The 22,364-nt window shown below is 73.8% G+C and carries 25 protein-coding genes, 1 tRNA gene and 2 riboswitches; of the genes, 14 read left to right on the top strand and 12 right to left on the bottom strand.

Annotation, left to right across the window (positions count from 1 at the left end):
- Positions 1 to 15: 15 nt before the first annotated feature.
- On the bottom strand, positions 16 to 402 hold the full coding sequence (locus AC1DYZ_RS16595) for a YciI family protein (protein WP_477066285.1): 387 nt from the start codon (positions 400 to 402) through the stop codon (positions 16 to 18).
- A gap of 184 nt (positions 403 to 586) precedes the next feature.
- Positions 587 to 695: riboswitch (SAM riboswitch) on the top strand.
- Positions 696 to 711: 16 nt separating this feature from the next.
- Between AC1DYZ_RS16595 and AC1DYZ_RS16590 the strand changes: the two genes are divergently transcribed.
- Both AC1DYZ_RS16590 and AC1DYZ_RS16585 read left to right on the top strand, forming a co-directional pair.
- On the top strand, positions 712 to 1,242 hold the full coding sequence (locus tag AC1DYZ_RS16590) for an NADPH-dependent FMN reductase (RefSeq protein ID WP_477066243.1): 531 nt from the start codon (positions 712 to 714) through the stop codon (positions 1,240 to 1,242).
- Complete coding sequence (locus AC1DYZ_RS16585) at positions 1,239 to 1,784, top strand: flavin reductase family protein (protein ID WP_477066242.1); 546 nt, start codon at positions 1,239 to 1,241, stop codon at positions 1,782 to 1,784. Before AC1DYZ_RS16590 ends, AC1DYZ_RS16585 begins: the two co-directional genes overlap by 4 nt.
- 168 nt (positions 1,785 to 1,952) lie before the next feature.
- On the opposite strand, the gene AC1DYZ_RS16580 is transcribed toward AC1DYZ_RS16585, so the two are convergent.
- From AC1DYZ_RS16580 to AC1DYZ_RS16550, 7 genes are all read right to left on the bottom strand, one after another.
- The gene (locus AC1DYZ_RS16580) at positions 1,953 to 3,155 is read right to left on the bottom strand and encodes an LLM class flavin-dependent oxidoreductase (protein ID WP_477066241.1); all 1,203 of its coding nucleotides are present in this window, start codon (positions 3,153 to 3,155) and stop codon (positions 1,953 to 1,955) included.
- Positions 3,152 to 4,261 (bottom strand): FAD-dependent oxidoreductase, encoded by a 1,110-nt coding sequence (locus tag AC1DYZ_RS16575; RefSeq protein WP_477066240.1) that lies wholly within the window; start codon positions 4,259 to 4,261, stop codon positions 3,152 to 3,154. Before AC1DYZ_RS16575 ends, AC1DYZ_RS16580 begins: the two co-directional genes overlap by 4 nt.
- Before the next feature lie 122 nt (positions 4,262 to 4,383).
- Positions 4,384 to 5,382 (bottom strand): ABC transporter substrate-binding protein, encoded by a 999-nt coding sequence (locus AC1DYZ_RS16570; RefSeq protein WP_477066239.1) that lies wholly within the window; start codon positions 5,380 to 5,382, stop codon positions 4,384 to 4,386.
- Positions 5,383 to 5,461: 79 nt separating this feature from the next.
- Complete coding sequence (locus AC1DYZ_RS16565) at positions 5,462 to 6,229, bottom strand: amino acid ABC transporter ATP-binding protein (protein ID WP_477066238.1); 768 nt, start codon at positions 6,227 to 6,229, stop codon at positions 5,462 to 5,464.
- Positions 6,229 to 7,272: an amino acid ABC transporter permease gene (locus tag AC1DYZ_RS16560; RefSeq protein WP_477066237.1), complete on the bottom strand. Its 1,044-nt coding sequence runs from the start codon at positions 7,270 to 7,272 to the stop codon at positions 6,229 to 6,231. Before AC1DYZ_RS16560 ends, AC1DYZ_RS16565 begins: the two co-directional genes overlap by 1 nt.
- Positions 7,273 to 7,274: 2 nt before the next feature.
- Entirely contained in the window at positions 7,275 to 7,889 is a 615-nt protein-coding gene (locus AC1DYZ_RS16555; RefSeq protein WP_477066236.1) for a GNAT family N-acetyltransferase, read from the bottom strand.
- Position 7,890: 1 nt separating this feature from the next.
- On the bottom strand, positions 7,891 to 8,997 hold the full coding sequence (locus AC1DYZ_RS16550) for an LLM class flavin-dependent oxidoreductase (protein ID WP_477066235.1): 1,107 nt from the start codon (positions 8,995 to 8,997) through the stop codon (positions 7,891 to 7,893).
- 218 nt (positions 8,998 to 9,215) lie between these two features.
- Positions 9,216 to 9,334: riboswitch (SAM riboswitch) on the bottom strand.
- A gap of 160 nt (positions 9,335 to 9,494) precedes the next feature.
- Between AC1DYZ_RS16550 and AC1DYZ_RS16545 the strand changes: the two genes are divergently transcribed.
- The 7 genes from AC1DYZ_RS16545 (at position 9,495) to AC1DYZ_RS16515 (ending at position 15,219) form a co-directional block, all read left to right on the top strand.
- Positions 9,495 to 10,370, top strand: a complete 876-nt coding sequence (locus AC1DYZ_RS16545; RefSeq protein WP_477066234.1) for a L,D-transpeptidase family protein — start codon at positions 9,495 to 9,497, stop codon at positions 10,368 to 10,370.
- 45 nt (positions 10,371 to 10,415) lie between these two features.
- Positions 10,416 to 11,090 (top strand): phosphatase PAP2 family protein, encoded by a 675-nt coding sequence (locus tag AC1DYZ_RS16540; protein ID WP_477066233.1) that lies wholly within the window; start codon positions 10,416 to 10,418, stop codon positions 11,088 to 11,090.
- Positions 11,090 to 11,821 (top strand): phosphatase PAP2 family protein, encoded by a 732-nt coding sequence (locus AC1DYZ_RS16535; RefSeq protein WP_477066232.1) that lies wholly within the window; start codon positions 11,090 to 11,092, stop codon positions 11,819 to 11,821. Before AC1DYZ_RS16540 ends, AC1DYZ_RS16535 begins: the two co-directional genes overlap by 1 nt.
- Before the next feature lie 21 nt (positions 11,822 to 11,842).
- The gene (locus AC1DYZ_RS16530; RefSeq protein ID WP_477066231.1) at positions 11,843 to 12,460 is read left to right on the top strand and encodes an FMN-binding negative transcriptional regulator; all 618 of its coding nucleotides are present in this window, start codon (positions 11,843 to 11,845) and stop codon (positions 12,458 to 12,460) included.
- A 114-nt stretch (positions 12,461 to 12,574) separates the two neighbouring features.
- A complete protein-coding gene (locus AC1DYZ_RS16525; protein ID WP_477066230.1) occupies positions 12,575 to 12,946 on the top strand; it encodes a hypothetical protein in 372 nt (123 codons plus the stop codon).
- A gap of 3 nt (positions 12,947 to 12,949) precedes the next feature.
- A complete protein-coding gene (locus AC1DYZ_RS16520) occupies positions 12,950 to 13,684 on the top strand; it encodes a hypothetical protein (protein WP_477066229.1) in 735 nt (244 codons plus the stop codon).
- Complete coding sequence (locus AC1DYZ_RS16515) at positions 13,681 to 15,219, top strand: AarF/UbiB family protein (protein ID WP_477066228.1); 1,539 nt, start codon at positions 13,681 to 13,683, stop codon at positions 15,217 to 15,219. The genes AC1DYZ_RS16520 and AC1DYZ_RS16515 overlap by 4 nt, the downstream gene beginning before the upstream one ends.
- Before the next feature lie 58 nt (positions 15,220 to 15,277).
- Here AC1DYZ_RS16515 and AC1DYZ_RS16510 read toward each other — a convergent pair whose 3' ends face one another.
- Together AC1DYZ_RS16510 and AC1DYZ_RS16505 are read right to left on the bottom strand one after the other, a co-directional pair.
- Complete coding sequence (locus tag AC1DYZ_RS16510) at positions 15,278 to 15,511, bottom strand: hypothetical protein (protein ID WP_477066227.1); 234 nt, start codon at positions 15,509 to 15,511, stop codon at positions 15,278 to 15,280.
- Between the two features lie 123 nt (positions 15,512 to 15,634).
- Positions 15,635 to 15,724 (bottom strand) — tRNA-Ser (locus AC1DYZ_RS16505).
- Between the two features lie 88 nt (positions 15,725 to 15,812).
- On the opposite strand from AC1DYZ_RS16505, the gene AC1DYZ_RS16500 reads away from it, so the two are divergent.
- Entirely contained in the window at positions 15,813 to 16,640 is an 828-nt protein-coding gene (locus AC1DYZ_RS16500; RefSeq protein ID WP_477066284.1) for an NAD-dependent protein deacetylase, read from the top strand.
- A gap of 1 nt (position 16,641) precedes the next feature.
- On the opposite strand, the gene AC1DYZ_RS16495 is transcribed toward AC1DYZ_RS16500, so the two are convergent.
- Entirely contained in the window at positions 16,642 to 17,133 is a 492-nt protein-coding gene (locus AC1DYZ_RS16495; protein WP_477066226.1) for a nucleoside deaminase, read from the bottom strand.
- Positions 17,134 to 17,196: 63 nt separating this feature from the next.
- On the opposite strand from AC1DYZ_RS16495, the gene upp reads away from it, so the two are divergent.
- The 3 genes from upp (at position 17,197) to AC1DYZ_RS16480 (ending at position 19,060) form a co-directional block, all read left to right on the top strand.
- The gene (gene upp / locus AC1DYZ_RS16490) at positions 17,197 to 17,832 is read left to right on the top strand and encodes a uracil phosphoribosyltransferase (RefSeq protein WP_456825123.1); all 636 of its coding nucleotides are present in this window, start codon (positions 17,197 to 17,199) and stop codon (positions 17,830 to 17,832) included.
- A gap of 200 nt (positions 17,833 to 18,032) precedes the next feature.
- Complete coding sequence (locus AC1DYZ_RS16485; protein ID WP_477066225.1) at positions 18,033 to 18,311, top strand: hypothetical protein; 279 nt, start codon at positions 18,033 to 18,035, stop codon at positions 18,309 to 18,311.
- 92 nt (positions 18,312 to 18,403) lie between these two features.
- On the top strand, positions 18,404 to 19,060 hold the full coding sequence (locus tag AC1DYZ_RS16480) for an SDR family oxidoreductase (protein ID WP_477066224.1): 657 nt from the start codon (positions 18,404 to 18,406) through the stop codon (positions 19,058 to 19,060).
- 378 nt (positions 19,061 to 19,438) lie between these two features.
- On the opposite strand, the gene AC1DYZ_RS16475 is transcribed toward AC1DYZ_RS16480, so the two are convergent.
- On the bottom strand, positions 19,439 to 21,346 hold the full coding sequence (locus tag AC1DYZ_RS16475) for a sigma-70 family RNA polymerase sigma factor (protein WP_477066223.1): 1,908 nt from the start codon (positions 21,344 to 21,346) through the stop codon (positions 19,439 to 19,441).
- Between the two features lie 142 nt (positions 21,347 to 21,488).
- Between AC1DYZ_RS16475 and AC1DYZ_RS16470 the strand changes: the two genes are divergently transcribed.
- Entirely contained in the window at positions 21,489 to 22,301 is an 813-nt protein-coding gene (locus AC1DYZ_RS16470) for a hypothetical protein (RefSeq protein WP_477066222.1), read from the top strand.
- Positions 22,302 to 22,364: the final 63 nt, after the last annotated feature.

Here is a 22,364-nt window from a genome sequence, read left to right as displayed (position 1 = left end):
TCGTCGACGACGACGTCACTCTGCAGGGGAGGGTGCCTCCATCAGCGCGCGAACCTCGAACACCTGCTGGATCGGCACCCCGCCCGGCCCGGGTGCGGCCGACGCCCTCGCGGCGATCGCGATGGCCCGGGCCTCGTCCTCGACGTCCACCGTCCAGTAGCCGGCGAGGAACTCCTTCGACTCGGCGAACGGCCCGTCGACGATCACCGGCGCGGACACCCCGTCGCTCCGGACGAACTTCGCGGAGTCGGGCCACGCGAGACCCTGGCCGTCGACGAACTCGCCGCTGGCCACCAGCTCCGCACCCAGGTCGTGCTGGAACTGGATGTGGCGCTGCACGTCCTGCGGCGCCCACGTGTCGATGGGCGGGACGCCCTCGATGAAGTAGTTCATCAGCAGCATGTACTTCACGATGCACTCCCGTTCGTCGGGGCCCTCGGGCGGACCCGCTACCCCGTGGTCGGAGCCGCTCGCACGTCCTCGACACGCATCCTTGCCGCTCCGGGCTTCCCGCGCGATGTCCGTCATTCGGGATTCTCCGCCGAAGCCCTTGCCGGGCGGCCGCCACTTGCTACAACTCCGCCCAGGTCACGAGCACCAGCGCGAAGCCCCGGCTCGCTGGTCAGCAACCCCTCCACGACGGGGTGCTCCGGGAGATGACCCGGCCGTACCGACCGGTGCGGCAAGCGTGCAGCGAGAAGGAGCTCCACCGTGGTCCACCAGCAAGGCACCGAGACCGTCGTCGCCCTCGTGGGCAACCCGAGGCCGGGGTCGCGCACCCTCGCCGCCGCCGTGCAGGTGGCCGACCGGCTCGCCGACGGCTCGGACGTCACCACCGTCGACCTCGCGACGATCGGTCACCAGCTCTTCACCGCCGACCGCTCGCCGCTCGACCCCGCCCTCGCGACCGTGTCGAGCGCCCGGCTGCTGGTCGTCGCGACGCCGATCTACAAGGCGACGTACACGGGTCTGCTGAAGTCGTTCCTCGACCTCTACGGCCCCGACGGCCTCGCCGGCGTCGTCGCCGTCCCGCTCGTGGTCTCCGGCGGCCCGGCGCACCTGCTCGCCGGCGAGGTGCACCTGCGCCCCCTGCTCATCGAGCTCGGCGCGACCGTCCCCACGCGGGCGCTCGCCGTCACGGAGGCCGACCTCGCCGACCTCGACCCGGCCATCGACCGCTGGCTCGAGCGCGGCTACGGTCCCCTGCGCGCCGCCCTCGACGTCGCGGCGCTGTCCGCATGACCGCCGAGATCCTGCGCAAGCTGGACGCCGACCTCGTGGAGCAGGACGAGCCGCAGCTGAGCCCGCAGGCCTACAAGGAGGTGTTCCGTCGGCACCCCGCGGGCGTGGCGGTGGTGACGCTGCTCGACGACGAGGGCCGGCCCGTCGGGTTCACGGCGACCTCGGTCATCTCCGTGTCGGCCGAGCCGCCCCTGCTCGCGTTCTCGCTGGCGTCGACCTCGTCATCGTGGCCCGCCCTGTCCCGGGCGCGCACGCTGGCGATCAGCTTCCTGTCCTCGGCCCAGGACGACGTGTCCGCGCGGTTCGCGACCAGCGGCATCGACCGGTTCGCGGCCGGCGGCTGGTCGGCGCTGGAGACCGGGGAGCCCGTGATCGACGAGGCCGTGTCGTGGCTGCGGGGTCGGGTCGTGCAGCGGGTGCCCGTCGGCGGGTCGTACCTGGTGTCGGTCCGCGCCCTCGCGCACTCCGTCGCCGACGACGCCCTCCCGCTCGTCTACCACGACCGCACGTACCACCGGATCGGCGACCACACCGCCGTCTGACCGGTCACAGGAAGGCCCCCGGCATCTCGATGCCGGGGGCCTTCTGTTGCGTCAACGTCCGCACTCGTAGGGGTCAGAACCCGACTCAGCGCGGACGTCCTGGTGCGAAAGCAACAACGTCCGCACTCGTGGGGGTCAGAGGCCCATCGAGTGCGGACGTTGGTGGGGCTAGCGGGAGGACGCGGCCGCGCCCGCGCCCACGAGCTCGTCGTCGGCCAGGCCCCAGGCGCGGGCGAGCAGCTCGTACGACCGGGCCGTGTCCGCCGGGTCGTGCGTGATCGTCGTGATCAGCAGCTCGTCGGCACCCGTCGCGCGCACCAGGGCGTCGAGGCCACGCGCCACCGGCTCCGCGTCGCCGACGATCCGCGTGTCGATCCGGTCGCGCAGCAGAGCGCGCTCCGCCTCGCCGCGCAGCTCCCAGGGCGTGGTCGTGCCGGGGCGCGGGTACGGGATCGCGCCCGCGCCGCCGCGGATCGAGAGCACCCACTCCGCGAACGGGTCGCCCAGCTCGGCCGCCCGCTCCGAGGTCTCCGCGACGAGCACGTCGGCCGAGACGACGACGTACGGCTCGTCGAGCACCCCCGGGACGAAGGCCGCGCGGTAGGCCTCGACGGTGTCCAGCACCGTCGCCGGGCTCACGTGGTAGTTCGCGGCCAGCGGCAGGCCCAGCTCGCCGGCCACGCGCGCGCTCTCCCCCGCGCTCGAGGCGAGCACCCAGAGGGCGAGGTCGGAGCCCTCGACGGCAGGGTTGGTGACCACGCGATCGCCGGCCCGTGCGGTCCCGACCTGCAGCGCGAGGACGGTGGACAGCTCGTCCCGGAACGGCGCGGGCGTCCGGCCCGCGCCGAGGAACTCCAGGTGGGCGACGAACCGCGCGCGCAGCTCGGGGTCGGGGTCCGCGTAGTTGAGGGGGGGTGCGGCGGGCACCAGAAGCCCGTCGACCACCCGGTCCTCGGTCGCCGTCGACCGGACCCGCCCGGCGGTGGGGGCGGACGCGTCGGGCACAGCGGACTTGCTCGGCGGCGGGAACGACGCCCGGCCGAGCCCGAGGTCCACGCGCCCGGGGTGCAGGGCGGCGACGGTCCCGAACTGCTCGGCCGCGATGACGGGGCTGGTGGAACCGAGCAGCACGGCGGCGGACCCGACGCGGATAGTCGAGGTGGCGCTCGCGGTCAGCGCGGCGAGCACGCCCGGCGTGGCCGACGCGACGCCGGGTGCCAGGTGGTGCTCGGCGTACCAGACGCGCCGGTACCCGAGCCGCTCGACCAGCTGCGCTCGGTCGACGGCGGCGCGCAGGGCGTCGGCGCCGCTGCTCCCCTCCGGGACGGGCGCGAGGTCGAGCACGGACAGGGGCACGGCACGGCGGGTCATCGGATCTCCTGCAGGGCGGGTCGGGACAGGTGGAAGGCGGGGTGCGAGGCGCTCACAGGGTCGGCGGCGGGCTCCTCGGCGAGGTCGGCCAGGACGCGGCCGATCGCGGGGGCGAACTTGAAGCCGTGGCCGGAGAAGCCAGCGGCGACGACCAGCGGTCCGCGACGGTCGAGGACGAAGTCGTGGTCGGGCGTCGTCGTGTAGGTGCACGAGATCGGCGCGGGCGACGAGGCGTCGACGCCGGGCAGCCACTGCGCCGCGTACTCCTGCAGCAGCGCCAGCTGGCCGGGCTCGGCCGTGAACGTGCGGTGGTCCGGGTCGGTCACGGGGCCGACGGCGTGGAAGCCGACCTTGATCCCCTCACCGGGCGTCCCCAGCCCGTAGGTGCCGCTGGGCCAGGGGTGCTCGCCGAGCGGCCGGTGCGTGAAGCTCGGCCAGTCGTCGGGCGTCCCCGACCGCAGCCCGAAGTGCGCGGGCTGCTCCTGCGTGACCACCAGCGGCGGCGCCTCCGACCCGAGCAGGGTGGAGGTCCAGGCGCCGACGGCCAGCACGGCGCTGCGAGCCCGGAACGCCCCGACGGAGGTCTCGACGAGCACGCCGTCGGCCTCGACGGTCAGGGACAGGACCTGCACGTCGTGCCGCACGTCGGCGCCGAGCGCGGCGGCGGCGGACTGGAACGCGTCGACCGCGCGGTCCGCGTGGATCCGGCCGGCGGTCCGGGTCTCGTGCAGCACGGTCCCCTCAAACCTGAGCGCCGGCCAGCGCTCGTGCGCGGCGTCGGGCGAGAGCAGCTCGTGCGGGATGCCGCGGGCGACGAACGCGTCGATGACGCCGGGCGCCGGCTCGCCGTGGCTCACGCCGCCGGTGAGGGTGAGCACGCCGTCGAACGACTGCCACAGCTCGAGCGCCTCGGCCGCGAGGTCGAGGTACTCGGGCCGGTCGTACGTCTGCCGGTAGATCCGCGAGGCGCCGTGGGACGCGCCGTTGACGTGCCCCGGCGCGAACCGCTCGAGGAGCACGACGTCACGACCGCGCCGCGCGAGCTGCCACGCGGCGGCGGAGCCCATGACACCGCCCCCGACGACCAGGTGGTCGACGACCTGCACAGGGAACACCTCCGACGGGGAACGAGGGGTGGGGGACGAAACTGGTGGCCGGCCGGGCGTCCCCCGACCCCGACCGGCCACCGCGGACGCTCGTACGTGAGCACAGCATCCGGTCTGAGGGGTCAGCTCGTCTTGGGCAGACCCGGCGGGTTGGTCTCAGGCTTCTCGATGGCCTCGGCGGACAGGCCCCAGTGCGCGAGGACCTGGGCGTAGGTGCCGTCGTCGAACGCGTGCTGGAGCGCCGCCGTCACGGCCGGCGCCAGGTCGGAGCCCTTGAGGGTGGCCACGGCGATCTGCGCCGTGAGCGGCCAGCCGCCGTTGAGCGTGCCGACGACCTTGAACTGGTCGGGCGCGGTCGCCGAGCTGTACGCGAGGCTGGCGTTCGGGCCGACGTAGGCGTCGACCCGACCGGACTGCACCGCGAGGAGCACGTCGGAGTAGTTCTCGTAGTACTCCGGCGAACCGTTCTTGATCGGCTCGAGGCCCTTGTCGATGTTCTCCTGGTTCCAGGCGAGCAGGATCTTCTCCTGGTTGGTGCCTGAGCCGACGCCGACCGTGAGACCCGCGATGTCCTTGGGCTCCTTGATCTCCTTGATCTTGCTGGAGGCGCTGGTCAGCCAGCCGAGCTGGTCGTTGCGGTACGACGAGAAGTCGTAGAGCTCCTTGCGCTCCTCGGTCACGGTGACGTTGGAGATCACGGCGTTGACGTCGCCCGACTGCAGGGCGAGCGGCCAGTCGGCCCACGCCTTCTGCTCGAGCTCGAGCTTGAGCCCGAGGGCGTCGGCGACGAGGCTGGCGATGTCGGTCTCGTTGCCGATCGGCGTCTTCTCGTCGTCGGCGAGGAAGCCGAGCGGCGGCGCGGCACCGGCCGTCGTGGCGACCTTGAGGACGCCCGACTTCTTGATCTCAGCCGGCAGCAGCGCGATCGCGTCCTCGGCCTTCGTGGTGTGGATCCGGTCCTGGTCGGGGCTCGTGCTGATCTCGAGGCCGGCGGTGGTCGCCTCGGGGGAGGCGGCATCGGCGACATCCGTGTCCGCGGAGGCCGGTCCGGCGCACGCGGCGAGCGCCAGCAGGGGCACGAAGGCCAGTGCGCTCACAGCACGTCGGAAGGTCGTAGTCACGGGGATCTCTCTCTCGGTCGGGAGCGCAGAGGCGCGCTCGTCACGCCGTCCGCGGGGTGCGGGCGACGAAGAACTGGGGTCAGAGCACCTTGTCGAGGAAGGCGCGGGTGCGCGGGTGCTGCGGGTTGTCGAGCACCTGGGTCGGGGTGCCCTGCTCGAGGATCTGGCCGCCGTCGATGAAGACCACGTTGGTGGCCACCTCGCGGGCGAAGCCGATCTCGTGCGTGACGACGATCAGGGTGGTGCCGGTTGCCGCGAGGTCTCGGATGACGTCGAGGACCTCTCCGACCAGCTCGGGGTCGAGCGCGGACGTCGGCTCGTCGAAGAGCACGACGGCGGGCTTGACCGCGAGCGCCCGGGCGATCGCCACGCGCTGCTGCTGCCCGCCGGACAGCTGCCGCGGGTAGGCGTCGGCCTTGTCCGACAGCCCGACCCGGGCCAGCAGCTCGCGCGCCTCGGCCTCGACCTCGCCGCGCGGCCGCTTCTGCGCCGAGATCGGCGCCTCCACGACGTTCTCCAGCGCGGTGAGGTGCGGGAACAGGTTGAAGTTCTGGAAGACGAACCCGATGCGGGTCCGCTGCACCAGGACGTCCTTCTCCTTCAGCTCCTGCAGCGCGCCGTCGGAACGCTTGCGGTAGCCGATGAGGTCGCCGTCCACCGAGATGGACCCGCGGTCGACCTTCTCCAGGTGGTTGATGGCGCGCAGCAGGGTCGACTTGCCCGACCCCGACGGCCCGAGGATCACGGTGACCTCGCCCGGCTGGACCGTGAGGTCCACGCCGTCGAGCACCTCGAGCGTGCCGTAGGCCTTGTGCACGCCTCGCACCTCGACGAGTCCGGCGGCCATCAGACGTCCCCCCCGTGGTTGGTGCGGACCAGGACGCTGCGAGACCGCCCGTAGCCCGGTGGTAGGTCGGCCGGCAGCGGACGTCCGCTCACGCGCGACCACCCGATCCCCGCACCCCAGCGCGCCCGCTGCAGGGGCGTCGGCGGCAGCTGCCGCAGCGCACCCTTCGCGTAGTGGCGCTCGACGTAGTACTGGACGACGGTGATGACGGTGGTGACGACGAGGTACCAGATGCCCGCGACGATGAGCAGCGGGACCACCCGCTGGTTGCGGCCGTAGATGACGCCGACGATGTAGAACAGCTCGCCGTACGCCAGCACGTAGACCACCGACGTGCCCTTGACCAGGCCGATGATCTCGTTGACGGCCGTCGGCACGATGGTCCGCATCGCCTGCGGCAGGATGATCCGGCGCTGCTGGCGCGACCGCGGCAGCCMGAGCGCAGCGGCCGCCTCGTGCTGGCCCTGGTCGACACCGAGGATGCCGCCGCGGACGATCTCTGCGGCGTACGCGGCCTGCGACAGCCCGAGCCCGAGCACCGCGGCGCCGAACTTGTCGATGACGTCGAGGGTGTCGAACCCGACGAAGGAGGGCCCGAACGGCACCCCGAGCGTGATCGTCGGGTAGAGGTACGCGAGGTTGTACCAGAGCAGCAGCTGCAGGATCAGCGGCACGGACCGGAACACCCAGATGTAGGTCCACGCCACCGACCGCAGCAGCGGCGAGCGCGACAGCCGCATGAGCGCGAGCACGGCACCCAAGCCGAAGCCGACCACCGCGGAGGCGACCGTGAGCCGCAGCGTGCCCCAGAGCCCGTCGAGCACGGACGGCCAAGTCAGGTACTGCCAGACGACGCCCCACTCCCACTTGGGGTTGGTCACCAGCGAGTTGATGACCATCGCGAGCAGGACGGCCACGATCGCGGTGGCGATCCAGCGGCCGGGGTGGCGGGCGGCGAACACTCGGGGCTCGTCGGCCGGCGGGCGGGCAGGCGGCGGGGACAGGACGAGGGACTCGTCCTGGTGCAGATAGGCGGTGGACACGGTCACTCCGAGGCTGTGAGGGACGGACGGGACGGGGGCGGGTCCGTACAGAGCCACTTCTCGAACGCGAGCGGCCCGATGTCCTCGGGGTCCGCGGCGGTGTCGAACAGCGGGGTGAACCCGGTGGCCAGGTAGAGCGCCGCGGCCTCCGGCTGGCGCGGGCCGGTGGTCAGGTACAGCCGCTGGTAGCCGGCTTCGACGGCTCGCGTCTCGAGCTCCGCGAGCACCCGCCGGGACAGGCCGCGGCGGCGGTGTGCCGAGTGGGTCCAGATCCGCTTGTACTCGGCGGTGCGGACGGTCGGCAGACCGTCGGCGTCACGCGTCCCCGGCCGGGTCAGCCGCGCGGCGTCCCCCAGCTCGGGCTCGGCGCGCAGCCGGAAGGCACCGCCCGCGACCGCCTCGCCGTCCTCGAGCAGCAGGATCAGCGCACCGTCCGGGGCGGCGAACTGGGGTGCCGGGTAGCGCTCGAGCTCCTGGCGCAGCGCGTCGACGCCGAAGCGGTCGCCGTAGCGCGACGAGTACTCGTGCGCGAGCTCGTCGAGCATCGGTCGCACGGCCTCATCCAGCAGGCCGAACGAGGCGACGGTGAGCTGTGCGCTCGTCGTGGTCGTCGTCATGTCAGGCCGTCGCGGCGTAGCTGGCGGCGGCGAGCGGGAGCCCGAGGGTGTCGCGCAGCGAGGTGCCGGGGTAGCCGGCGCGGAACCGGTCGGCGGCGCGCAGCAGCGGCACGACGCCGTCGACGAGGGCGGGCAGGTCGGTGTGCACCGACGAGGGCCGCACGACGAACCCGTCGGCGATCTCGTCGTCCACCCAGGTGGAGACGAGCTCGGCAAAGCCCGCGGTGGTGCCGACGAACGACAGGGTCCCGGTGTCGACGCCCTCGAGCTCGGCGAGCATCTCGTGCCGGGCCACCGCGCTCGCCCGGTCCGGGCCGACGACGAGGTGCACGTCGACCAGGACGCGCACGTCGCGGCGGTCGCGACCCGCCGCGGCGACCGCGGCCAGCACGCGGAGCCGGGCCMGCGCGGCGTCGTCCGGACCCGTGGCCCGGACGCGCACGACGTCGGCGTGCCGACCCGCCAGGTCGAGGGCGGCGGTCGAGTCGGCACGCACGACGACCGGCGGCCGGCCCTGCGGGGGGCGCCCGGCGGCGGTGGACGGCTTCGACGCGAAGTGCACGCCGTCGTGGGCGACGAACCGGGGCCGCACGGGYGCGCTCTCGTCCCACCGGTCCCAGTGGCGCTCGACGACCCCGACAGCCTCCGCCGCGCTCCCCACTGCCGACAGCTCGACCGACGTCGAGCGCGGGCCGGCCGTCGGCACGTCGTCGATCCGGGTGTCCCAGCCGACCTGCCAGCCGGCGCGTCCGTGGCTCGCGTGGTCGATGGTTGCGATGGCCTTGGCGACGTGCGCCGGCGCGGTGTGCGTGGTGCCGACGGTCGAGACGAGGCCGATCCCGGAGGTGCGCKGGGCGAGTCGGGCGGCGACGAGGGCGGCGTCGAGCCGGCCCTGCAGGGCCGTGTTCCGGCTCGGGTGCAGCGCGAAACCGTCGTCGAAGACCACGAAGTCGAGGGCGCCGCGCTGGGCGACGGCGACCAGCTCGAGCAGGCGGGCGGCGTCGAACAGCCGCTGGCCCTGGGAGCCGTGGTCGCGCCAGGCGGCGGCGTGGGCGCCGGTGTCGCTGAGGTCGATGCCGAGGTGGGCGTGGCGGGTCGAGGCAGGCACGGGGGGTCCGTTCGTTCAGGCGGGAAGAGGGCGCGCGCTCCTCGCCGAGCGCAGCGGCGCTTCGGGGGTACGCGTCGCACGCCCCGGTCGCGGGGCGTGCGGAGGGTGGGTCAGCGCGTCAGCGGCGACAGAGGGCCGGACAGGAACGCGTCAGCATCGAACGGGTGGTGGCCCCGGTCGCGTCCATGGTCCGTCCCTTCGTCCCGGCGGTTGCCGGGGCTCGCATGTTGTCGACGGCGGGACAGATCCCGCCGTGACCAGGTCCTCACCCGGGGCACCCCACCATGCGGAGGGTTGCCATCCAGCTAGCCGGGGCTTCGCACTGGAAATCTTGACCTTATTGGTAGGGAATTTAGACAGGGACCGCGGGGGCGTCAAACATCGGACCACATCGTGAGATGGAATGTCCGACAGTCGGTCGCTTTGCCGGATCGTGCGCGGCAGGCGCACGATGACTTCTCGGGACGTCGTCGGCTGTCCCCGGGCGGAGGTGGGGCGTGGCACGCACGAAGGTCGCCGCCCTCGTCGCGACCGCGGTTCTCGTGCTGACCGGGGCGTGCTCGGGCCCGACAGACGTGCCGCCACCGGCACCCGTGGTGGTCGCCGCTCCGGTCGCCGTGGCCAAGGCCGCCGCTCCCGCGGTCCCCGCGCCGCCGCCGGCCGACCTCGCCGCGCTGCCGGTCACCGACCCCCTGCACGTCGTCGCCGGCCTGCCCGGCACGGACGGGCTCCCGCAGCGCGCCAACGACGACCCGTCGCTGGGCCGCTGGCAGACCGTCGTCGTCGTGCGCGACACCGCCGCACGGGTGGCACCCGCGGGCGCCGCCGTCGGCGTCGTGCCCGCGCTGACCCTCCAGGTCCGCACCACGCTGCCGGTGATCGACCAGCGCGGCCGGTGGCTGCGCGTCATGCTCGCCACCCGCGGCGCGCTTCCCAGCCAGGACGCCGCGCAGGTGAACGACCGCAGTGCGTGGATCGACGCCGCCGACACCGAGGCCGCCGGGACCGGCTGGACCGTCCAGGTGGACACGGCCGCGCAGACGATCACGGTCGACGACGGCGCGTCCACGCGGGTCTTCCCGGTCAAGGCGACCGGCAGCCCGGACAAGCCGACCCCGCACGTGCCCGGGTTCCTCGTCGGCACCCGATGGCTGGAGCCGGGCACGACCACTCCGCGCGTCCTGCTGCTCTCGACGCAGAGCGAGACGATGGACGACTACGACAAGGTGACGGGCACCTCGGCGACCGCGATCCACACGACCACGCTGCGCGGCACGGGGGCGGTCTCCAACGGCTGTGTCCGGGTGGCGGACGACGTGCTCGACCTGCTGTGGCAGGCACCCGCCGGGACGGTCGTCACCATCGTCGGCTGAGGCTCTCGGCGCGCGCCGGGGCTCCGACGCACCTAACCTCCGGGAATGCGTCCCCTGCCGCTCCGTCGCCGCGCGCTGCTGCGTGCCGGGGCGTTCGCGATCGCGTTCACGGTGCCCGTCGCCGTGCTCGCCTACGTGGTGCGCGCCCAGGTGGAGGACGTCCTGCGCCTCGACCGGCAGGCCATCGAGGGCGCCACGTCGTTCACGCGCGCGCACCCGGAGCTCCAGCACGCGCTGGTCGTGTGGCAAGGGCTCTTCCAGGCGAAGTGGGTGAATCTCGCGGCGACCCTGGTCTGCCTCTGGGTGTGGCGGCGCCACGGCCTGACCACCCGGGCGCTGTGGGCGTTCCTCACGATCATGGCCGCGTGGGCGGTGCAGCTCGGCGCGAAGGGCCTGGTGCAACGGACGCGACCGGTGGTGCAGGACGCCCTCGAGCACGCGCCCGGCTCCAGCTTCCCGTCGGGCCACGCGACGAACACGGCCGCGGTGGCGCTGACCCTGACCCTGCTGCTCTGGCCGCTGCTCGGGCGCCGCGGACGGATCATCGTCCCGGTCGTCGCGGCCGCCGTCACCCTGCTCACCGGGCTCGACCGCGTGCTGCTCGGCGTGCACTACCCCTCCGACGTCGTCGCGGGGTTCGCGCTCGGCACCGCCCTCGTGGGCGCGTCCTACCTGGGCTACAGCGGCTGGTCCGCGACTGCTCCCGAAACGGAGGAATGATGCACACCTTCCTGCACCGCTATGAGCTCGACACGACGGCGCCCACGCGCAAGGAGGCCTGGAGGGACTTCGCGGTCCGGGTGCTCGTGCCCGCCGTCGGGCTGTGGGTGGTCGTCGTCGGCGTCGGGTTCCTCATCACGGGCCCGTTGGGTGGGCTGCCAGGCGAGGCCGCGGTCAACCGCTGGTTCGTCTCCATCCGGACGCCCGCCCTGAACTCGGTCACGGCCGCCCTGTCGGCGATCGGCACCACCGAGTTCATCATCGGCGCCTGCCTGCTGTTCGTCGGGCTGTTCTGGTGGCGCACCAAGCAGTGGTGGCTCGCGATCGTGCCCGCGCAGGCGATCGCCGTGCAGGCCGCCGTCTTCATGACCGCGGCCCTCGTGGTGGGCCGCGAGCGCCCCGACGTCGAGCACCTCGACGACTCCCCGCCCACGTCCGCGTACCCGAGCGGGCACACCGGCGCCTCGACCGCGTTCTACGTCACGCTCGCGATGGTCGCCCAGCGGATCGGCAACCCGGTCGCCCGGGTGGTCGTCACCGTCCTGTGCCTGCTCGTGCCCGTCGGCGTCGGCACTGCCCGGCTCTACCGCGGCATGCACAGCCCGACGGACGTGCTCATGGGCGCCCTGAACGGGCTGGTGTGCGCGTTCCTGGCCTGGAACTACCTGCGCCTCGACGTCTCCGGCACGACGACCGGCACCGCGACGGAGCGCGTCGGCCTCAGCCGCTGAGGCCCGTGGCATCATCGCGAGGTGCTCCAGAACCCGAAGTTCGCCACCGACGACCCGGGCGCGCTGCGCGCCCTCGTGGACGGCTACCCGTGGGCGACGCTCGTCTCCGCCACGGACGACGGGCTGGCCGCCAGCCACTACCCGATGCTCTGGGAGGACCGCGCCGACGACGCGATGTCGCTGGTCACGCACCTCGGCCGCCCCGACGAGCTGAACCACCGGCTCGACGGCTCCGACGTCCTCGTCATCGTGCAGGGGCCGCACGCCTACATCTCGACCAGCTGGTACCCCGAGGGCCAGTTCGTGCCCACGTGGAACCACGTCAGCGCGCACCTCACCTGCCGGCCCGAGGTCCTGTCGGCGGAGGAGAACTACGCCGTCCTCAGCCGCCTGGTCGAGCACTTCGAGGGGACCGGCGAGGGAGCGCGGCTCCTGCCGGCGTACGACGGCCCCGCCCGTGCGATGGCGCGCGGGACGGTCGGCGTGCGGCTGCACGTCCGAAGCTTCCGGATGGTCGAGAAGCTGAGCCAGAACAAGCCACCGGAGGTCGTCGACAGGCTCGCTGACGAGCTCGAGCGGCGGCCGTACGACCTGCACGCCGCGCTCGCGGCCGAGATGCGGCGGGCGAACCTGGCCTGACCTGGCCGCCGGCCGTATCTCCCCCTCCGGCCCCCACTCCTCCTCGGTGAGCGACCCCACCCGGGGCCGCCGGGCCCGGCGCCGACCGGCGCGGGCAACCTGGGAGGGGTAACCATGGGGTTCTACGTGAAAGACCTGTACGTCCAGCGCGTGCCGAAGTTCCCGTGGCACGACAAGCTGACCAACCCGCCGACGGTCCCCGAGACCTCGCCGATCATCCGCGTCGCGGCACTGTCGCCGCAGATCGCCCAGGTGCAGGCACGCGGCGGCGGCGGCGTCTTCCTGCCCGCCGACGACACCACGCTCTACACGATCCCGACGTCGATCACCCCGATCGTCACGCCGGTCGGCCGGCTCCAGGAGGCGGACCTGCAGCAAGTGCGCGAGACGCTCACGGTGACGCTGCGGGCCGTCGAGCAGCAGATCGAGGCCATGAAGCCGTCCGCGGAGGACCTCTCCTACGCGACGTCCGTCCTCAAGGGCTGACCGATGTCGACGCCGCCCGGCGGGCGCCTCGCCCGGATGACCCGCACCGCGGTCGTCCGGGCGGCGGCGCTCGCCGGGTGGGTCGGTCAGGACGAGCTCACCGCCGTCCTCTACCGGTCCGGCGGCACGGCGCTCGACCCCCGCGAGGACCCCCGCCTGCCGCGCTTCCTCGTCGACCGCGCCGAGCGGTCCGTGGCGGGCGCGCTGGAGCACTACGACAAGTCCCGGACCGAGCACTGGAACGGGTGGACCGCGGCGGGCACCGACACGTCGACGCAGGTGCACAAGGTCTACGTCAGCCCCACACTCCCCTGCCTGCCCGAGGCGCTGCCGGTCGTCTTCGCCACCGCCGTCGCGCTCGAGGTGCCGTCGTGGAAGGTCGGTGCCGACGCCGCCGGGCTGCACCGGGCGGACAAGATCGTGCTCTACCTCCCGTCGGCGCAGCGGGCCGACGAGTGCGCCGCCGTCCTCGCGGACGCGCTCGGCGGGCTCGAGGCGCAGGGCGTGCCGTTCACCGGCCAGGTCGGCGCCACCGGCATCGTCTCCCGCGGCCGCGACCAGGGCCGGCAGAGCTGGCGCGCGGTCCTGTGCCGCACCGTCGCCGAGTCGCTGGTCGACCGGCGCGCGACCCTCGGACCCGACGCCCCGCACGCACGGGTTGCCGACGATGCGCTGGCGTCGCTCGCCGCCGCCGTCGACGTCGTGACGTGGCAGCCCGACAGCCGGGTGCCCGCATGACCGCCGCCGAGCTCCGCTACGTCCTGCACGGCGACGTGGAGTCGGTGCCGATGCCCGACGACGACGAGGTGCTCGTCGCGCGGCGCGGCAGCCGCGTCCCACCGCAGCTCCTGTCCGTCGACGCGATGGCACTGCTCGAGCACTTCCGGCAGCCGTCCACGCTGGTCGAGGCCGTCCTGGCGTACGCCGCCGAGGTCGGCGCGGACCCGATGAGGACGCTGGACGAGTCGTTCGGCGTCCTGGTCGCGCTGACCCGCAGCGACATCCTCGTGGCCGACGGCACGTCGACCGCCGACGCCCTGCACGACCGGCACCGGATCGGCGAGCGCGTCGGGCCGGCCACGATCACGTCCCGCATCCGCGTGCTGCGCGACAGCGAGATCTGGCGGGCGGTGCTGCCGGACGGCACGCGGGTCGTGGTCAAGGTCGTCGACGACGAGGTGCACGGCCCCGGCCTGGTCGCGCGCGAGCTCGCCGCGCTGAACATGCTCGGCGGCTCGGTCGCCCCGCGGCTCCTGTGGCACGAGCTYTCGCCCACCGGCGGCACGCTGGTGCTCGACGAGGTCGACGGTGACCCGGCGGACCTCGCGGTCCTGATGGCCGACGACGACGGACGACGACGCGTTGCCACCGCGGTCCTCGACGCCTACGTCGCCCTGCACGGTCGCGGCGTCCTGCACGGCGACGTCCACCCCGGCAACGTGCTGGTCGGTCCCGACGGCCGCGTGACGCTGGTCGACTTCGGGCTCGCAAGCACGGGCTCCGCACCCCCGCCCCGCCCGGGCGGCGGCGAGTACCTCGACCCGTCGGCCGCAGCGGCTCTCCGCGCCGGCACACCGACGCCCCCGCTCGACGCCGCCGCCGAGCAGTACGCGGTGGCGGCCATGGTCTTCCGCCTCGTGGCCGGCGCCGCGCCGCTCGACCTCGCGTGCGAGCGCGACGAGGCTCTGCGCCGGCTCGTCGAGGACCGGCCGCGCCCGTTCGTCGCGGTCGGTGCCGTGGCCCAGCCTGCGCTCGAGCGCGTCCTGCGCCGGGCACTGTCGACGGATCCGACGCGCCGGTACGCCTCGCTGCGGACGTTCCGCGACGCCTTCGTCGCGACCGACACCGAACCAACCCCGGAGCCGCGCGACCTGCGCCGCGTCCTGCGGTCGCTGGACGTCGACGGACCGGCGTGGTCGATGGCCGACGCCACCCGCGCCGCTCACGTCGCCTGGTTCCTCGACCGCGTGGCCACCCTCACCGGCGACCCGCTCGCCTTCGACCTCGCGCTGCTGTGGTCGGCCCGCAGCGGCCACGCCGCACCGCCGACCCCGACGGCGGCCGGCCCGCTCCACCGGGCACACCGGGCGCTCGCCGCCCACGCCCGGACCGGTCGGCGATCCTCGTTGGCGGCCGCCCGCGACGTCGCCGCGCGACTGGGGACCGACGTCGCGCAGCCTGTGGACGTCCTGACCGGCGGCTGGGCGGGACTGCTGCTCGAGCTCGAGTGCGACCGACCGGGACTGGCCGTCGCGCCCGGGTCGGCGGCGTAAATGCATCGTCTCCCTACCTCTCAGCGGGTGGGGACACTTCGAGGCTGTGAGCTCCCGACTACGCGGGCTCTTCCAGCGCGCGCCGGAGGCGTTGATTGATCATGCTCAGCAGCTCATCGAGGGACGCCGAGGTGCGGACGCCGAGGTCGGCAGCCAGACGTCGTTGCAGGTGCGCCATCGCTTCCGGCGTCACATCGCCGGCGGCCGCATGGCCGGCGATGTTCGCCAAGACTCCGATCAGGGCGGTGGCATCGGCCCGATCGATCGTCACGCTCGCTTCCTCGGCGTTCACAGCACGATCATCCTGCCGCGCTCCCCGCGGCGCCGGGCTCGTCGGCGAGTCCGGCGAGTTTTCAATGACCGAGGAACGACGAAGGGCCCCACGCGCAGGATCCTGCGGGTGGGGCCCTTCGACTGGCGGTAGCGGTGGGATTTGAACCCACGGTGGACTTTCACCCACACACGCTTTCGAGGCGTGCTCCTTAGGCCGCTCGGACACGCTACCTCGGCGAGAAGGGTACCTGGTCGAGGGCCCTGCCTCCGAATCGGCGTCGTACGGTGGACCGGTGAGCACTACCCCCGACGCCGTCCCGATGACCGCCGGCTCTCTGGCCGACGTCGTCGAGGTGCTCGCCGGCCACCGTCTTGCGGCGCTCACGGGCGCGGGGGTCTCGACGGACTCCGGCATCCCCGACTACCGCGGGCCGGACTCCCCGCCGCGCACCCCGATGACGTTCCAGCAGTTCACGGGCGACGAGGCCTTCCGCCGGCACTACTGGGCCCGCAACCACGTCGGGTGGCGGCACGTGCACCGGACGATGCCGAACGCCGGGCACCGGGCGCTCGCGGCGCTGGAGGCCCGCGGCGTCGTGACGGGCCTGATCACGCAGAACGTCGACCTGCTGCACGAGGCGGCGGGATCCAGGCACGTGATCGACCTGCACGGCCGGTACGACCGCGTCCGCTGCCTGTCGTGCGGCACGGCGATCTCCCGCGCCGAGCTGGCCACCCGGCTGGACACCCTCAACCCGGGTTTCGCCACAGCGGTCGCGGACATCGAGATCGCGCCCGACGCCGACGCCGTCATCGAGCAGACCAGCGGCTTCGTCGTCGCCGCCTGCAGCGCCTGCGGCGGGATGCTCAAGCCCGACATCGTGTACTTCGGCGAGAACGTTCCGCGCGAGCGGGTGGAGCGGGCGTACGCGATGGTCGACGCCGCCGACGCGCTGCTGGTCGCCGGCTCGTCGCTGACCGTGCAGTCCGGCCTGCGGTTCGTGCGGCACGCGGCGCAGACGGGCAAGCCCGTGGTGGTCGTGAACCGGGGCGCCACCCGCGGAGATAAGTACGCGGCGGTGACGCTCGACGCGGGGACCTCGGAAACCCTGACGGACCTGGCCGAGACGCTGCCGACGCCGCGCTGAGTCAGGTCCGGTGGGCCTCGAAGAACCGCTGCAGCAGCAGCCCGCACTCCTGCGCCCGCACGCCGCCCACCACCTCGACCCGGTGGTTGAGCCGCCGGTCGCGCACCACGTCCCACTGCGACCCGCACGCCCCGGCCTTCGGGTCCCACGCGCCGAGCACGAGCCGCGGTATCCGGGCCAGCACCGTGGCGCCCGCGCACATGAGGCACGGCTCCAGGGTCACGACGAGGGTGCAGTCGTCCAGCCGCCAGCGCCCGAGGGTGTCCGCGGCGGAGCGCAGCGCGAGGATCTCCGCGTGCCCGGTCGGGTCGGCGTGCGCCTCGCGCGTGTTGCGCCCTCGTCCGACCACCTGGCCCTGCGGCCCGACGACGACCGCGCCGACGGGGACGTCGTCCGTGAGAACGGCTCGACGGGCCTCGTCGAGCGCGAGCCCCATCGCCCACGCGTCGGCCGGCTGCTCGGGACGGCGCGGCTCGGTCACGGGCGAGGTCATGGGGGCATCATCGCGCAGGCCGCAGCCCGCAACCCAGCGGCGGGAGGCCGGTAGGTTGAGCACATGCGCCTGCACGTCGCGGACCACCCCCTGGTCGCCCACAAGCTCACCGTCCTGCGCGACGTCAACACGGCGTCCCCCACCTTCCGGCTCCTGGTCGACGAGCTGGTCACACTGCTCGCCTACGAGGCGACGCGCGAGGTGCACGTCGAGGCCGTCGACATCGTCACGCCGGTCACCGCGACCACTGGGGTGAAGCTGGCCGACCCGCGCCCGATCGTCGTCCCCATCCTGCGCGCCGGGCTCGGCATGCTCGACGGCATGACCCGCCTGCTGCCCACCGCCGAGGTGGGCTTCCTCGGCATGCAGCGAGACGAGGAGACCCTCGAGGCCATCACGTACGCGAACCGGCTCCCGGACGACCTCTCGGGTCGCCAGTGCTTCCTGCTCGACCCCATGCTCGCCACCGGCGGCACGCTCGTCGCCGCGATCGACTACCTGCTGAAGCGCGGCGCGCGCGACGTGACGGCCGTCTGCCTGCTCGCCGCGCCCGAAGGGCTCGCGGTCGTCGAGAAGTTCGTGGGCGACCGGGCCGACGTGTCCGTCGTCGTCGCGGCCGTGGACGAGCGGCTCAACGACAAGGCGTACATCGTGCCGGGCCTCGGCGATGCGGGCGACCGGCTGTACGGGGTCGTCTAGCTCGTCCCACCCCCTGGGATACCGACGAATCTCCCTTGGTGTCGGCGAGCGATCGTGCGACAGTCCGGTCATGACCACGTCTGCGCCGCGCCTCGTCGCCGCGTATCCGTGCGCGTGTCATCGGTCCTGATCCACCAGGCCCTCGATCAGACCGCAGCCCGTCCACGGGCGCCGCGGACCGCGCACCCCGGAGACACCCCATGGCACTGCCAGCCTCGCTGCCCACCCCATTGCCCCGCCCGCAACCCGGGCTCGTCCTGTACGTGAGCCTGCCGCCGGGTTCCGCCCACGCGCCGGGTGACCTGGCCGAGGTGGCCGAGGTGCTGCGCGAGTTCGCGACCGAGATGATCCCCGGCGCGGACACGTACACCGCGCTGTCACTGGCCCCGGCCGGGTCCGACGACGTGCACCGCCTGGGCGACCGACTCAGCCACCTGCGGCTCCTCGACGTCCTCGCCGACCCGGGGGATGTCGGCTGAGGACCAGCGCTGCCGGGCCCCGTTGGGGGCTGCGGAGCCCGGCAGCGCGCCCCCGGTCGCCGGTCCTCGTCCGCGTGCCTACCGTGGAGTACATGCGCATCGCGATCGCGGGGGGCCACGGGCAGGTCGCCCGCCACCTGTCCCGCGCCCTGAGCGCGCGGGGGGACGTTCCCGTCGCACTCGTCCGGCAGCTCGGTCACGTCGACGACGTCGTCGCGGACGGCGCGGAGGCGGTCGTGCTCGATCTCGAACGAGCCAACGCGCGCGACGTCGCCGAGGCGATCGCCGGTGCCGACGCAGTCGTGTTCGCCGCCGGGGCGGGCCCGGGCAGCGGCATCGCCCGCAAGGACTCCGTCGACCGCGCGGCGGCCGCGCTCCTGGCGGACGGCGCCGAACAGGCCGGCGTCCGCCGGTACGTGCTCGTCTCGTCGATGGGCGCCGGCGCGCCACCGCCGCCCGGCACCGACGAGGTGTTCGCCGCGTACCTCGTCGCCAAGCGGGCGGCCGAGCAGGACCTGCAGGCGCGCGAGCTCGCCTGGACGATCCTGCGCCCCGGAGCCCTCACCGACGACCCCGCCGTCGGGACCGTAGCGCTCGAGCCGTCGGTTGCGCGCGGCTCGGTGCCGCGCGCGGACGTCGCGGCCGTGCTGGAGGCGCTGCTCCACGAGCCGCGGTCCGCGCAGCTGGTGCTCGAGCTGGTCGGCGGGGACGTGCCGGTGACCGAGGCGGTCACGGCCGCCGTCGTCTGATCAGCCGGCCGCGGGCGCCCCGACGTCGCCGGCCGGAGTGGACCGGAGCGTGATCGCCCCGACGAGGTACTGGTCGTCGCGGTCAGCGAGCTCACGTCGCACGCGAGCGTGACCTGCTGGAACGCCTTGGCGTCCGTGCCCAGCGAGTTGCCCGCCCGCCACCCGGTCGCGGGGAGTCGAAGGCGGCCACGCCGTCTTCCCGGTCGTACGACTCGTCGATCGAGACCCGCAGCAGCCGCCACACACCGTCCAGCGTCACGCCAGCGGGCGGCGACGAGATCGGCCGCCACGGCCTGGCCATTTTTGTGCCGGCCGAACGACAGTTCGCGGGCAGCGGGCCCCGCCTAGAGCGACGGCCCGCCCGGGAGAGCTCGACCGTCACGGCCTGCGGGGTACGTCGGGTCTTCCGGTTCCGTCGGGTCGACCGGGCGGGTCGGCTCGACCGGGTGGGTCGGGTCGACCGGGTTGGTCGGGGCGACCGGGTCGGTCGGGTCTACCGGGTCGGTCGGGTCTACCAGGGGTCGTCGGGGCGACCGGGTCAGTCGGCACGACCGGGTCCGTCGGCACGACCGGGTCCGTCGGGACGACCGGGTCCGTCGGGACGACCGGGGCCGCCGGGACGACCGGGTCCGTCGGGACGACCGGGTCCGTCGGCACGACCGGGTCCGCCGGGACGACCGGGTCCGTCGTCTGCGTGATCGGCGGGTCGGCGGTCACGGTTCCCGTGGCCGAGTCGTCCAGCGCGGTGCCGTCGGCGTTCTCGAGATCCGTCGGCTCCGGGATGGGCGCGATAGCGGTCGAGTCCATGGTCGGGATGTCGGTGGGCTGCGGGCCCACGAGCGCCCCCGCGGCCGACGACGGGTCGGGAGCGTCCGAGCTCGGCGTCTCGCTCGAGGACGGCGTCGGCGGGGCATCGGCCGAGTCGCCGGGGGCGCCGAGCAGCTGGACCACGCTGACCGCGGCGACCGCTGCCAGCGCGACGCTGCCCACGGCGACCGCGGCCGCGCCMGTGGGGATCGCCGCKAGGAACGCCGCCGCGCCGCTAGCCGCGGCGGCACCACCAGCCGCCCCGGCGGCGACGACAACCCCGAGCGTCCCGGTACCGGCCGCTCCGGCGCTCGCAGCGGCGACACCGGTGGCAGCAGCCACTCCGGCGCTCGCAGCGGCGACAGGGGTGGCAGCAGCCGCTCCGGCGCTCGCAGCGGCGACAGGGGTGGCAGCAGCCGCTCCGGCACTCCCAGCGGCAACAGGGGTGGCAGCAGCCGCTCCGGCACTCCCAGCGGCGACAGGGGTGGCAGCAGCCGCCCCGGCACTCCCAGCGGCAACAGGGGTGGCAGCAGCCGCCCCGGCGCTCCCAGCGGCAACAGGGGTGGCAGCCGCTCCGCCTGCGGCCGCCGCACCACCGCCAGCCCCGACACCGCCCGTGCCGAAACCGCCGGCACCCGCGGCCGCGCCTCCCGCCGCGGTCCCCCCGCCGAACGGCAGCAGCCCGCCCAGCGCAGCGAGCCCCGCGAACCCGAGCACCAGAGGCGCGATGACCGCGCGCATGCCGTGGTTGACGTCCCCGAGCTCGAGCACCAGGCCACGGCATATCCCGCAGGTCTCCAGATGCGCGTCGACCTGCGCGGTCTCGCGCGTGCCCAGCCCACCGCGCACGTATGCCCCGAGCTTGCCCGCGACCGACCGGCAGCCCTCGGTGAGCGGATCCTGCAGGTGCTCCTGCAGGTACGCCTGTCGCAGGCCCTCCCGCGCGCGATACGCCAGGGCAGCCACACCGTTGGCGGTCAGTCCCAGGGTCGGGGCGATCTCCGCCGGGCTGAGTCCCTCGACTTCCGTGTGCCACAGCACGGCCTGCCACCGTTCGGGCAGCGAGTGGAAGGCGCGCGCGACGACCCCCCGCTCGAAGCCCGCGAGCGCCGGCTCCTCGGCCGTCCCGGCCAGCGCCGTCCCGGCCTCAAGGACGGCGATATCGTCCGTCGGCTGGACGCGACGTGCCTTCTCGCGCCGCAGTCCCGCCACCCGGCGCACGACCGTGAAGAGATAGGCGCGGAACGCGGATTCGGGCCCGCTGCCGCGCTGGAGCGCCCCGAACACCGCGGCGAACGAGTCGGCGACGACGTCGTCGGCGTCGGCCGGGGAGTCGGAGTACTGCCGTGCGACCACCCACGCAGCCCCGGAGTGTCGTTCGTAGAGCGCGCCGAGCGCGGCGGCGTCGCCGGAACGGGCAGACGCGATGAGCTCCGCATCGCCCACGACCCCGCTGTCGAGCTCCGCGCTTGCTGACACGAACACTCCCGTCGGCTTCCCTGTACGGATGCACAGCCTGCCATATGCGGCGTTTCGACATAAGCAGGGTGAAATTCACCGGGTGAAAAGAGGTAGACCGGCGTCATGGCCGACATCTGTCGGCCTCTCATCCGGTGTGACGATGAACCCAGGGTCGAAAAACGCTGCCCTGCCCGCGCTGCCGGGCCCGGACGGGGTGCTGCCAGCAGCGCTGCGGGACCGCTGGCGCGACGAGAGCGTCGGCTCCGTCTGGCTGCGCCCGGCCGACTGGTACCACCCCGCCGTCGACGCACTCGCGACCGCGCTGCTGGCCGCCGGCGATCCCGACCTCGCGGCAGCCGAGCTCGGCCGGGCGCGCGGGTACGACGGCGTCGGCATCGGCGAGACCATGGACGATCTCTCCTGCCTGTATCGCACTCTCGGCGCCGACGAGCCGCCGATGACGGTGCTGCGCTCCCTCTGCGAGGGCTGGGCCGACGCCCAGGCCGGCACCATGGCGTTCGGCACCGCGCTCGACCCCGAGTCGGGACTGCCCAGCCGGCAGTACCTCGCCATCCGCCTCGCGGAGACGTACCGCGACGCCGCGCTCCCGACGCAACGCGCGCGGACGGTCGCGGACCTCGGCCACCACCTCGTGCTCGTCGACGTGGCCGTCGGCACCGTCGACCCCTTCACGCGTGCCGCGCGGTCCGCCGCGGTCGGTGCCGCGCTGACCACGACGTACGGCGAGGGCCACCCGATGGCGACGTTGGGCGGCGGGGTGTTCGCGATCCTGGCGCGCGCCGACGAGGATCCGCACCCGCCTCTCGAGAAGCTCCACCTCGAGATCGCCCGGCGGTGCGAGCTGCTGGACGTCCGAGCCTCCGCGCGACAGCCGGTCCGCGTCTGGGTAGAGGCGCTCCCGGCCACCCACGAGCAGGCGCTCCAGACGCTCGAGCGGGTCTCCCGACCCTGAGCCGCCGAGTCGCCGACAGGTGTCCGGGAGGTCAAGCGCAGGTCAGGGACCTCTTGGTAGTCG

It is taken from the genome of Cellulomonas sp. P1_C4 (genome assembly GCF_056406355.1).
Note: the sequence above shows the minus strand (reverse complement) of the source record. Positions and strands in the feature narration are given on the sequence as shown.